Annotated in this window: 12 protein-coding genes; 6 read left to right on the top strand and 6 right to left on the bottom strand. The window is 65.2% G+C overall.

Features of this window, described 5'->3' with window-relative positions:
* The first annotated feature begins 44 nt into the window (after positions 1-44).
* The 6 genes from DXK94_RS10650 to DXK94_RS10625 are packed head-to-tail and all read left to right on the top strand — an operon-like array spanning position 45 to position 6,146.
* Entirely contained in the window at positions 45-743 is a 699-nt protein-coding gene (locus DXK94_RS10650; protein ID WP_115524957.1) for a ThuA domain-containing protein, read from the top strand.
* Entirely contained in the window at positions 728-1,852 is a 1,125-nt protein-coding gene (locus DXK94_RS10645; RefSeq protein WP_115524956.1) for a Gfo/Idh/MocA family protein, read from the top strand. The genes DXK94_RS10650 and DXK94_RS10645 overlap by 16 nt, the downstream gene beginning before the upstream one ends.
* A 3-nt stretch (positions 1,853-1,855) precedes the next feature.
* Positions 1,856-2,857 carry a sugar phosphate isomerase/epimerase gene (locus DXK94_RS10640; protein ID WP_115524955.1) on the top strand — a complete coding sequence of 334 codons (1,002 nt, stop codon included), beginning with the start codon at positions 1,856-1,858 and terminating at the stop codon, positions 2,855-2,857.
* 48 nt (positions 2,858-2,905) lie between these two features.
* Positions 2,906-4,675, top strand: a complete 1,770-nt coding sequence (locus DXK94_RS10635; RefSeq protein ID WP_115524990.1) for a dihydroxyacetone kinase family protein — start codon at positions 2,906-2,908, stop codon at positions 4,673-4,675.
* Complete coding sequence (locus DXK94_RS10630) at positions 4,672-5,160, top strand: ribose-5-phosphate isomerase (protein ID WP_115524954.1); 489 nt, start codon at positions 4,672-4,674, stop codon at positions 5,158-5,160. The genes DXK94_RS10635 and DXK94_RS10630 overlap by 4 nt, the downstream gene beginning before the upstream one ends.
* 2 nt (positions 5,161-5,162) lie before the next feature.
* Complete coding sequence (locus DXK94_RS10625; RefSeq protein WP_115524953.1) at positions 5,163-6,146, top strand: 3-hydroxyacyl-CoA dehydrogenase family protein; 984 nt, start codon at positions 5,163-5,165, stop codon at positions 6,144-6,146.
* Positions 6,147-6,174: 28 nt separating this feature from the next.
* Here the strand turns inward: DXK94_RS10625 and DXK94_RS10620 are convergent, their stop codons facing one another.
* The 6 genes from DXK94_RS10620 to DXK94_RS10595 form a co-directional block, all read right to left on the bottom strand.
* Positions 6,175-6,885, bottom strand: a complete 711-nt coding sequence (locus tag DXK94_RS10620; protein WP_115524952.1) for a cache domain-containing protein — start codon at positions 6,883-6,885, stop codon at positions 6,175-6,177.
* 247 nt (positions 6,886-7,132) lie between these two features.
* Positions 7,133-8,626 (bottom strand): NAD-dependent succinate-semialdehyde dehydrogenase, encoded by a 1,494-nt coding sequence (locus DXK94_RS10615; RefSeq protein ID WP_115524951.1) that lies wholly within the window; start codon positions 8,624-8,626, stop codon positions 7,133-7,135.
* 9 nt (positions 8,627-8,635) lie between these two features.
* On the bottom strand, positions 8,636-9,082 hold the full coding sequence (locus DXK94_RS10610) for a riboflavin kinase (protein WP_181884801.1): 447 nt from the start codon (positions 9,080-9,082) through the stop codon (positions 8,636-8,638).
* A complete protein-coding gene (locus DXK94_RS10605) occupies positions 9,079-9,558 on the bottom strand; it encodes an NUDIX domain-containing protein (protein WP_115524949.1) in 480 nt (159 codons plus the stop codon). The genes DXK94_RS10610 and DXK94_RS10605 overlap by 4 nt, the downstream gene beginning before the upstream one ends.
* Positions 9,559-9,574: 16 nt before the next feature.
* Positions 9,575-10,156 (bottom strand): cysteine hydrolase family protein, encoded by a 582-nt coding sequence (locus tag DXK94_RS10600; protein WP_220272972.1) that lies wholly within the window; start codon positions 10,154-10,156, stop codon positions 9,575-9,577.
* Positions 10,153-11,583 carry a cytosine permease gene (locus DXK94_RS10595; RefSeq protein WP_115524948.1) on the bottom strand — a complete coding sequence of 477 codons (1,431 nt, stop codon included), beginning with the start codon at positions 11,581-11,583 and terminating at the stop codon, positions 10,153-10,155. Before DXK94_RS10595 ends, DXK94_RS10600 begins: the two co-directional genes overlap by 4 nt.
* Between the last annotated feature and the right edge of the window lie 64 nt (positions 11,584-11,647).

Here is an 11,647-nt window from a genome sequence, read left to right as displayed (position 1 = left end):
TGCCGGCCCTCAACGTGCCGGTGGATAAACAAAGGAACTCCTCAATGACAGATCGCAAGAATGCCCTGGTGGTCCGCGGCGGCTGGGACGGCCATCAGCCCTACGAGGCCACCGAGCTCTTCATTCCCTACCTCAAGGACAACGGCTACGACGTCCGCGTGGAGGAATCGCCCAAGGTCTACGCCGATGCAGGCTACATGGCAGGCGTGGACCTGATCATGCAGTGCATGACCATGAGCACCATCGAAAAGGACGAGTTCGCCGGGCTGCGGACCGCCGTGGAAAACGGCACCGGCCTGGCGGGCTGGCACGGCGGGATCGCCGATTCCTACCGGAACACCTCGGACTACCTGCACCTGATCGGCGGCCAGTTCGCCTGCCACCCCGGCAAGCATCCGGACGAGTGCGTTGGGGAGCAGTCCGACAACTATGTGCCCTACACGGTGAACATGCTGCCGGCGGCCGCGGAACACCCCATCACCAAGGGCATCCCGGACTTCGACCTGGTCACCGAGCAGTACTGGGTTCTCTCGGATGACTACATCGACGTCCTGGCCACCACCACCCAGAAGGTCCGGGAGTGGGACCCGTGGAACCGCGAAGTCATCTCACCGGCCATCTGGACGCGCCAGTGGGGCAAGGGCCGCATCTTCGTCGCAACTCCAGGCCACCGTGTCGAAATCCTCCAGGACCAGAACGTCCGCACCATCATCGAAAGGGGCCTGCTGTGGGCAAGCCGTTGAAAGTAGGAATCATTGGCTGCGGAGCCATCATCGCGCAGTATCTGGCCAGTTTCCGGAGACTCGGGGACATCCAGCTGGTGGCGGTGGCGGACCTCGACCCCGCACGCGCCCAGGCCGTCGCGGAGCAGTACGAGGGCGTCCGGGCCGTTTCCGTTGAGTCGCTCCTCGCGGCGGACGACGTCGAACTCGTCCTGAACCTGACCATCCCGGCGGCGCACGCCGAGGTGGCACTGAAGGCCATCGGCGCAGGCAAAAGCGTGTACGGCGAGAAACCCCTCGCCGCCACAACCGGCCAGGCACGCAAGGTGCTGGACGCAGCGCGCGAGGCGGGCGTCGTCGTCGGCTGCGCTCCTGACACGGTACTTGGCACCGGCATCCAGACCGCCCGCAAGGCGATCGATGACGGCCTCATCGGCGCACCCATCTCCGCGAGCGCCACAATGGTTACCCCGGGCCACGAGCGCTGGCACCCCAACCCGGACTTCTACTATCAGCCCGGCGGCGGACCCCTCCTGGACATGGGGCCCTACTACGTGACCGCCCTGGTCACCCTGCTGGGCCCCGTCGTCTCGGTCATCGGCGCCGCAAGCCACACCCGCGATGAGCGGACCATCGGCTCCGGGCCGCGCCAGGGCGAAAAGGTCCCCGTTAATATCGATTCCCACGTGACCGGCGTCCTGGTCCACGCGTCCGGCGCACTCTCCACCCTTGTGATGAGCTTCGATGCCGTGAAGTCCAAGTCGCCGAACATCGAGATCCACGGCGAGCGCGGATCCCTGGTGGTGCCGGATCCGAACCACTTTGACGGCGACGTCCAGCTGTTCGCCCTCGGCGCTGACGCCTGGGAAACCCTTCCCGTCTCCGCCGGATACGTTGACGCCGGACGCGGTTTCGGCATCGCCGACCTGGTCTCCACGCCGCAGGGCACCGAGCCCCGGGCCGGCGGAACCCTGGCCTACCACGTCCTGGAAGTGATGGAGTCGGTCCTCGAATCAGCCCACACCGGCTCGACAGTCCGCATTACCAGCACGGTTGGACGGCCGCAGAGCGTGGAACTGACTGTGCTGGCCGACGATGTGGATGCGCTCCAGCCCCAGGAAGCTTCCTAGGGCATGGCCTATACAGCCGACACCTGGCCCATCGCCGCGGCCATGCTGCCGTTCCCGGGCACGGACGCCCAGGGAATGCACATCAACGACGCCGATCCCTCGGCCTGGGCGGAAGCGTTCACCGAGGTCAAGGACGCCGGGTTCGCCAACGCAGACCTGACGGACAGCTGGGTCCGTCCCGGTGACCTCAGCCGGGACCGCCTCGCGGAGTTCAGGCAGGCGGCGGAGAACGGCGGCATCGGCATCCCGGCCATCTCCGCCATCCGCCGCAGCGTCATTGACGAAGCCAACTGGGAAGCCAACCTGGCGTACAGCCACCGCACCATTGACGCGGCGGCCGAGCTGGGCTGCGAGGTTGTCTCCGTCGGACTCCACCAGGCCATCAGGCCGGAGCAGCAGAAACAGCTGTGGTTCTGGACGGTGGACGGCCACAAGGACCCGGTGGGAGACAAGGAAACCTGGACCAGCGCCGTGGTCCGCCTCCGGGAACTGGGCCGGCACGCGGCCGAGGTGGGAGTCCTGCTCTCGCTTGAGATGTACGAGGATACGTACCTGGGTACGGCGGATTCATCGGTGCGCCTTGTCCAGGACATTGGCCTCCCGAACGTGGGCCTGAACCCGGATCTCGGCAACCTGATCCGCCTTCACCGGCCGGTGGAGGACTGGCGGGAGCTGGTGGCCAAGACCCTTCCCTACTCCAACTACTGGCACATGAAGAACTACTTCCGGGACGAGGACGTGGCGCGGGACATGTACGTCACCATGCCGGCTCCCATGGAAAGCGGCCTGATCAATTACCGCGAGGCCTTCAAGCTGGCCTTGTCCGTGGGGTTCCAGGGCATCCTCTGCACCGAGCATTACGGCGGGGATGGCCTGAGCGTGGCGGCCAGCAACCAGGACTACCTGCGGCGCCATGTCCTTCCAAAGAAGGACGGCTATGTGCTCGGTAAGAGCCAGGTGGTCCAGGGCCGGCAACAGCCGGCGGCGGAACCCGCCCGCGTGTAACCGGTGCAGGTCTTCACGGCTTCATACCAAGGATTCAACGAGGAAACCATGACCCTGATCTTCGACAACCCTGCCGACTTTGAGCAGGAGGCGCTGGACGGTTTTGTCGCCGCCAACCGGGGCTACGTGGCCCGCGTGGACGGCGGCGTGGTCCGCTCCACCGATGTTCCTGCCGGCCAGGTGGCCGTGGTGGCGGGCGGCGGTTCCGGCCACTACCCCGCCTTCGCCGGTCTGGTAGGCCCCGGCCTGGCTACGGGTGCCGTATGCGGCAACATCTTCACGTCGCCCTCTGCCGGGCAGGCCTACCGCGTAGCCAAGGCGGCGGACGCCGGCGGTGGAGTGCTGTTCAGCTACGGCAATTACGCCGGTGACGTGATCCATTTCGGCGAGGCTCAGCAGCGGCTGAACGCCGAGGGCATCGAGACCCGCACGGTGCTGGTCACGGACGACATCGCCAGCGCTCCCCTGGAGCAGCTCGACAAGCGCCGCGGCATTGCCGGTGACCTGACGGTCTTCAAGGTCGCAGGTGCCGCGGCCGAAGCGGGACTGGACCTTGACGCCGTCGAACGGCTTGCTGTCCGCGCCAACTATCGCACCCGCTCCCTCGGCGTGGCCTTCGACGGCTGTACGCTGCCGGGCGCTGCGGAACCGCTCTTCCACGTACCTGCGGGCAAGATGGCTCTGGGCCTGGGCATCCACGGCGAACCGGGGATCTCCGAGCATCCAATGCCCACGGCCTCCGAGCTGGCCGAACATCTCGTCTCCCGGCTGCTTTCAGACAAACCCGATGACGCCGGGAACCGCGTGGTGGCCATCCTCAACGGTCTGGGCCGGGTGAAGTACGAGGAACTGTTTGTACTGTTCGGCAAGATTGAGAAGCTGCTTACCGCCGCTGGCCTGACCGTCGTGGAGCCCGAATGCGGTGAACTGGTCACCAGTTTGGACATGTCCGGCCTGTCCCTGACCCTGCTGTGGCTTGACGGGGAACTGGAGCACTATTGGGCCGCCCCCGCTGACACTCCGGGGTTCCGCAAGGGCAGCATGGCAGCGCGGGCACGCCGAGTGATGGCCGCACCGGAAGAGGCCGTGGCCGCCGACCTTGAAGAGACGACGGCGGCAGCGGCCGGGCTGGGCCGGCTGGCAGCCGCCGTGCTGGCCCAGGCGCGGGACGCCGTCGTCGAACATGTTGAGGAACTGGGCAGGCTGGACGCCATTGCCGGCGACGGCGACCATGGAATCGGCATGCGGCGGGGCGCGGTAGCGGCGGCAACTGCCGCGCGGGACGCCGCGGCAGCCGGAGCTTCCGTGCAGCGTGTCCTCACGGCGGCAGGGGAAGCATGGAGCGAACGCGCGGGAGGAACGTCCGGGGCGCTGTGGGGATCCGCGGTGGCGGCTGCCGGCAGGACTCTCGGCACCAAGGACTCGTACCGCGGCGAGGACGCGGCGGCCGCCGTGGCAGCATTCGCGGACGCCGTCACAACCTTGGGCAAGGCGGAACCGGGCGATAAGACCATGGTGGACGCGCTGCTTCCCTTCCGGGACGCCTTCCGGGCCGCGCTCGACGACGGGGCACCAGTGACCGGTGCGCTGGCCTCCGCGGTCACCGCCGCCCGGCAGGCAGCCGACGCCACCGCATCCCTGCGCCCGCTGAAGGGAAGGGCCCGGCCGCTGGCCGAGAAGAGCCTGGGGCACCCGGACCCCGGCGCGGTTTCCTTTGCCCTGATCGCGACACGGATTTCTGATTACCTCGACTTTTCGCAGCCCCTGCCCGATTCCCGGATGGCCGCTTCCGTGGCCGGAAATGGAGCCCAGGAATGAGTGCGGGGGGCGCTGCAGGCTGGCGCATCGTTATCGGCAACGATGAGGCCGGCGTCGAATACAAGGAGGCGCTGAAGGCGCTGCTTTCAGCCGACAGCCGTGTTGCGTCCGTCGTGGATGTGGGGGTCGGTGCCGGTGACACGACCGCCTACCCGCATGTCGCCGTCGACGCCGCGCGCAAAGTGGCGCAGGGCGAGGCGGACCGTGCGCTGCTGATTTGCGGTACCGGGCTGGGCGTGGCCATCGCGGCGAATAAGGTGCCGGGGATCCGCGCCGTCACCGCCCACGACGGTTACTCCGTTGAACGGTCCGTGCTCAGTAACAACGCCCAGGTCCTCACCATTGGCCAGCGCGTCATCGGCCTGGAACTGGCCAAGAAGCTGGTGGGCGAATGGCTCGGCTACCGCTTCGACGAAAATTCAGCCTCCGCCGCGAAGGTAGAGGCCATCTGCTCCTACGAGCCCGAATCCACGAAGGCAGTCTGATCATGACCGAAACAGCAACCATCCCAGCATCTGCGGGCGCCCGGAAAATCGCCATCGTCGGCTCGGGCTACATGGGCGGCGGGATCGCACAGGTCCTGGCGCTGGGAGGGGCGCGTGTGGCCCTCTCCGACGTGTCCGCAGAGGTGGCCCAAAGCAATTACGACCGCCTCCTGGTGGAGTCTGACCAGTTCGTGGCCGACGGGCTGTTCCCGGCAGGCTCCACCGAAATCCTGAAGCAGAATCTCTGGGCCGCAAAGGACATCGAGGAGGCCGTGGCCGACGCCGACTTCATTGAGGAAGCCGTCCCCGAGGTTATGGAGATCAAGCACCAGACGCTTTCGCGGATCAGTGCCGCTGCCCGGGCGGATGCCATCATCGGCTCCAACACTTCCACCATCTCCATAGCTGAGTTGTCCCGAGCGGTTAGCAATCCGGAGCGGTTCCTGGGCGTGCACTTCTCGAACCCGTCCCCGTTCATTCCGGGAGTCGAGATCATTCCGCACGCTGGCACGTCTGCCTCCACCGTGGGGGCGGTCCGCGATCTGGTCCACGCCGCCGGCAAGCAGACCGCCGTGGTCAAGGACGTCACCGGTTTTGTGCTGAACCGCCTCCAGTACGCGCTGTTCCACGAGGCGGCGCAGCTGGTGGAGCAGGGCATCGCGACGGCGGACGACGTGGACACCCTGGTCCGCACCACCTTCGGTTTCCGGCTGCCGTTCTTCGGTCCGTTCGCCATCGCCGACATGGCCGGGCTGGACGTCTACAACTTCTGCTACCAGTCGCTGCAGAAGGATTTCCCGGAGCGGTTCGCCACACCTGCGATTCTGTCCGATCTGGTGGAGGCCGGGAAGCTCGGCACCAAGACCGGCGCCGGGTTCCTCAACGTCCCGGCCGATCGGATCCCCGAGCTGATCGCCTACCGCAACAAGGCCTACGTGGCCATGCAGAAACTGCTGGATGAGCTGGGCCCGGCTCCGCTGGGCTGAGACGGGCGGCTTCCGCTGGAAGCTGAGGCTACTCGCCGTAGATCAGAGATAGACCCAAGTGTGGAACATCCAAAGCTATCCGATGCTGGCCTGGAGCTTCGGGCTTGATCCGCTCGCCAACCAAGTATCTGCCTGAGTTGCCAAGAACGACGCGGTTGCTGGCGTTTATGAGGGCGGCGTCGCTTGGGACGGCAAGCAGATTTGGCATGATGAGGGGCTCCAGATCCTTAATCCGAATGTCACAGCCCGCTACCCCCATAAAGCTTCCATGGACGGAAAACGGGGCCGTGAATGAGAGGATGTACTCCTCGAAGCCGAGAAAGTCCACATACGGGCCGGATAGAGCCTGCTCACGTGTGGAAGCGGCAGTCGAGAAGAACGGCAGCTTCTCGTAGTCGTAATACCGGGTACTGCCGGGGGTCCGATCAGCATCAACTCTCTCCATGCCGCCGGAGTTGGTGCGGACCCACCATTCGAAAGATCGGCCGCCCTCTTCAACGGATGCTGCGGAGAGAAATATCCAAGCGCCGACAGCATAGGGTTTCTTCGCCAGGAACTCCCGCGCGACTTCGTCCAGTCCTGCCAGTGCAGTCTTACTGATCCTGGACTTGCCGACGGGATTTTTCTCCTCCAGGAGCGAGGTAACGTTCCTCGCAAGTTCCTTGGTCTCGGCGGAAACGCCGCTTATCCATGCAGTGAGGGCATCAGCAGCATGTACGACTTCACTGTCAGTGTTCATTGGCCATCCTGGATTGATGCGGCATAAAACGAGATGAGTTCACATTCAACAGGCGCCGCTTCCGGGTCGACTGCTGTATATGAGCCAGCTCAATTGGCCTGGACTCTCCTACTTTTACAGAGCTCTGTGACGTCGTAGGCCGTCTACGCCTGGCGTCGCGAGTGTCCATTGGAACCAGGACCTCCCAGTTGCGAGGATGGGAGGTCCTGGTGGTGTGGTACATCCTTCCGAGGCAGGAAGGGGACAGTTAGCCGGCGTAGGGGTTGGCGATGCCGATGTATTGGGTGGTGGTGTATTCGGCGATGCCTTCGGTGCCGCCTTCGCGGCCGAGGCCGGATTGTTTGACGCCGCCGAAGGGTGCTGCGGCGTTGGAGATGACGCCGGCGTTGAAGCCGACCATGCCGAACTCGATCTGCTCGGCGACGCGCAGGAGCTTGTTGAAGTCGCGGCTGTAGAGGTAGGAGGCGAGGCCGTACTCGGAGGCGTTGGCCAGCCGGATGGCGTCCTCTTCGGTGGTGAAGGTGGTGACGGGGGCGACGGGGCCGAAGATTTCCTGGCCCAGAATAGCCGCACCGTTGGGCACATCGGCGAGGACGGTGGGCTGGTAGAAGTAGCCGGGTCCGTCCACGGGTGCCCCGCCGGTGACGGCTACTGCTCCGGCGTCGACGGCGGCAGCGACCAGGGCGTGGACGTCGTCGCGGGCTCCGGCGTCGATCAGCGGACCCACCTGGGTGGCGGGGTCGGTGCCGCGCCCGGTTGTGAGGGCGCTCATCGCGGCGGCGAACTTGCGGGTGAATTCCTGGGCGACGGATTCGTGCACGAGGAACCGGTTCGCTGCGGTGCAGGCTTCGCCCATGTTCCGCATCTTGGCAGCCATCGCCCCTTCGACGGCGGCGTCCAGGTCGGCGTCTTCGAAGACGATGAAGGGGGCGTTCCCGCCGAGCTCCATCGAAGTCCGCAGCACGTTCTGCGCGGCGTCTGCCATGAGGCGCTTGCCGACCGGGGTGGAGCCGGTGAAGGAGACCTTCCGGAGGCGGGAGTCCTTCAGCAGCGGCCCGGAGATCCCGGATGCTGATGAGGAGGAGACGACGTTCAGGACCCCGGGCGGGAGGCCGGCGTCGAGCATGGTCTGCGCGAAGTACTGGGCCGTGAGCGGGGTGAGTTTGGCGGGCTTGAGGACCATGGTGCACCCGGCAGCCACGGCGGGTGCGACTTTGCGGGTGGCCATCGCCAGGGGGAAGTTCCAAGGGGTGATGAGCAGGCAGGGGCCGACGGGTTTGTGCTGGACGAGGATCTTGTTCTTGCCCTCCGGGGTGGTGAGGTAGCGGCCGTAGTCGCGGACCGTTTCCTCGCTGAACCAGCGCAGGAAATCGGCGCCGTAGGTGACCTCGCCGCGGGCCTCGGCCAGGGGCTTGCCCATCTCCAGGGTCATCAGCAGCGCAAAGTCCCCGGCACGCTCGGTGACCAGGTCGAAGGCGCGCCGGAGGATCTCCGCCCGCACCCGCGGCGCGGTCCGCGCCCACGACGCCTGGGCGGCGTCGGCTGCATCCAACGCCGCAATCGCGTCATCGCTGGTGGCGGAGGCGAGGGTGGCGAGCACCTCCCCGGTCGCGGGATCGTGCACGTCAAACGTGCCGCCGTCGGATGCGTCGCGCCACTGCCCGTTGATGAGCAGGCCGGTGGGTACGGATGCGAGCAGGGATGTTTCGCGGTCGATGGTTGAAGTCGTGGTATCAGCCATTACGGCTCCTTAGGATGCGTGGCCCAGTGCCTCAGGACTCGCCGCGCTGTGTTCGCGGCGGGTCTGGGACGGGGCTGGTGGGAAGTGGGAGAGGGACCATTCGTGGACTTTCTGGACGTCCTGGTGCAGTTGCTCAGTGAGTGCCTGCACGCTGTCGAAGGTGCGCTGTGGCCGGATCTTCGTGGCGAGTTCAACACGGATTCTGCGTCCGTAGAGGTCCTCGTCGACGTTGAGGAGATGGGCTTCGAGCAGGCGCTGGCCGGATTCGGCATAGAACGTCCGGCGGCGGCCGATGGATACCGCTGCCGGAACCCATCTGTCCGGTTCGATTCGCACGATCGCTCCCCAGACTCCGTCCTCTATTGACTCGTTGTCGAATGGGATGTTGGCGGTGGGGAAACCCAGGAGTCTGCCTCGCTGGTCGCCGTGTTCGACGGTGGCTTCGATGACTGTCACTGTTGGGTCCTCGTCGGGGTGTGCGGTGCTGCCTGGATGACGGCGTCCAGCCAGGGAACCCGGTTGTAGAACCGGCTGATCTTGGAGGGGAGTGTCCACCGGAAAGCGTCATGTTCGTCGTTGATGGTCAGTCTGCGGCGTGTGCTTGTCGCGGTGAAGGTGTGCACCAGCCAGGGGTTCCCCTCATGGTCGGGAATCAGGAGCTGTTCTCCGGGCTGGAAATGGGCGAGGTCCTCTCGCGTGAGTCCTGCTTCTTCCTCGAGCTCGGTCAGGGCCTGCTGTTCCGGGGACACGTTCGGCTCGAGGTACCCGGTGATGCAGTGCCAGAGGCCGCGTTCGTGTCCAACGGACTGGCTGCGCTTGAAAAGGGCGATCCGCCCGCGCCACTGCACGACCGTGGCGACGACCTCGCGGGGCAGACCGGCCGTGGGGTTGGGGTCTTCACGGACCGGCGTTTGCAGTGTCAGGGTGCTCATGTGGTGCTCCGGGTGTTCACGGGCGGGAGTAGTCGTTCCGCACCGTACGGGTGAGGAACTGCTCGCTGGTCATTACTTCACACATCGGTGCGAGGAGCTGCAGGAGCGCCAGCGTCTGTTGCTGGGCTTGATCGCTGACGGCGGCGCAGGCATCGGAGATGATGGTGACGAAACGTCCGGCGTCAACGGCGCCAAGCGCGGTGGACAGGACACAGCAGTCGGTGGCTACCCCGGTCAGGACCATTTCGGCCCCTCTCGGGACAAGGGCCGCCAGCTGTGGTCCCCATTTGGAGAATGTCGGGGCGTCGAGCACCGTTGCCCTGCCTGGGACATCCATCGTGATGTCCCAGGCAGTGGAATCGGCTGGATAGCGCATCTCGTCCCAGCGCTGATAGTAAGCCGTCCACGCGCCGTGCTCAGCCTCGTCACGGACGAAGCGGGTAAACACGGTGCTGCCTTCGAGTTCTTGCTGGAGACGTTCGATGACGGGGACGATCTCGGCGTAGCGGGGAACCTGCCATTGCCCCTCGTCCTGGAAGACTCGTTGCATGTCGATCACGACGAGCGTGGCGGCACCCGGCCGAGGGGCGCCGGTCACAGGGTCTGTCCGGCGGGGGTGCGGTCCAGTATCTCGTGGCCGGAGAGTCGCTGGCGCCGGTGGGTGGCGAAGTAGACCGCGACCGCGACGGCCGCTCCGACGTAATAGGAGACGTCACCGATCTCGGGGAAGGCTGCCGCGATGGGACCGGTGTAGATGGAGGACATCCAGAACGGAGACGAGAGCACAACGCCGGCGGCCCAGGCCACGAAGCCCCATTCGAATTTCCGGGACTTGTCAAAGAGTTCGCGCAGGCCGCGCTCAGTACGGCGGCCGCCGAACAGGTAGTCACAGACCAGGACGGCGACATAGGGCGCGATCCAGTAGGCGGTCAGGTTCAGGAAGGCAGTGAAGCCTTCGTTGAACCCTGTCTGTCCCCATTGCGCCACAAGGTAGGAAGCGATGCAGATGAAGATGACCGCTGTATGGCGCTTGACCGGCACACCCATCGTTTGGATCGAGATCGCACCCCCATAGACGTTGAGGAAGTTCTGGGTGAAGGAGGACAATGCAACCACCCCGAGGCCGACGGCGGCCCAGGGACCCATGAGTTCCTTCAGGGCACCGATGCTGTCCGATGCCGTCGTCGTGGTTCCCAAAAGGGTGCCGAGAATACCCATCCAGACAAGTGTGATGAAGTTGCCGAGCATGGTTGCCCAGCCGGCACCGCGGCGGTTGCCCGGAGTGTTGGGGAGGTACCGGGAGTAGTCGGAGGCGAAGGGCATCCACGCGACGATGAACGAGAAGAACCAGCCAAAGAAGATGATCCAGCCACCAACCCCGTCAAAGCCCTCCGCTGCCGGATTAAAGTCGCTCTCAATGCGTCCGTTGGCCGCGGCGACGATGGTGATGAAGATGAAACCGATGACCAGGACAAAGGAAAGAATCCGCTGCAGGAAGTGGATCAGGTTGTAACCAATGACGGCCACAGCCAGCTGGATGCCCATGAGGATCAGCGATGAAAGCCAGAAAGGGATGTCAGTGAGCAGGGCGATAGCTTGGCCGCCGAGGATGACCGTGACGGCTGCCCATCCGATTCCGGCGAAGACGTTTACGTATGCCACCGGGAACAGGTTGCCAATGAATCCAAGCGGGCCACGGCCCTGCATCTGCTGCGGGACTCCAAGGCGGACTCCCATCTGGGACAGGTACCCCATCACCGCCGACGAGGTCACTCCGGCGAGGATGATGGCCAGGGCCGCGGCCCAGAAGGGGAGTCCAAAGTAGGTGGCGCTGAAGCCCAGGACCACGATGGGGAAGTTCATTCCTGCGGCGAACCAGAGGAAGAACTGGGAGCCTGGTTTTCCGTGGCGTTCAACGTCGGGGATGTGTTCGATGCCGTAGGGCTCGATTTTGGTGAGGCTGTTGCGGTATCCGCGGTCTTCCGCGATGCTGTCTTCGCCAGCGCGAAGGGTGTCAGGGCTCATCTTTGTGTCCTAATGTGGGAAGCGCACCTTTGGTGCGCTGCTTGCGAGCAGGGAGTGTCGGTGC

It is taken from the genome of Arthrobacter sp. RT-1 (assembly GCF_003367205.1).
Classification (GTDB): Bacteria; Actinomycetota; Actinomycetes; order Actinomycetales; family Micrococcaceae; genus Arthrobacter.
The sequence above is the reverse complement of the archived record's forward strand: the minus strand, read 5'-3'. Positions and strand labels throughout refer to the sequence as shown.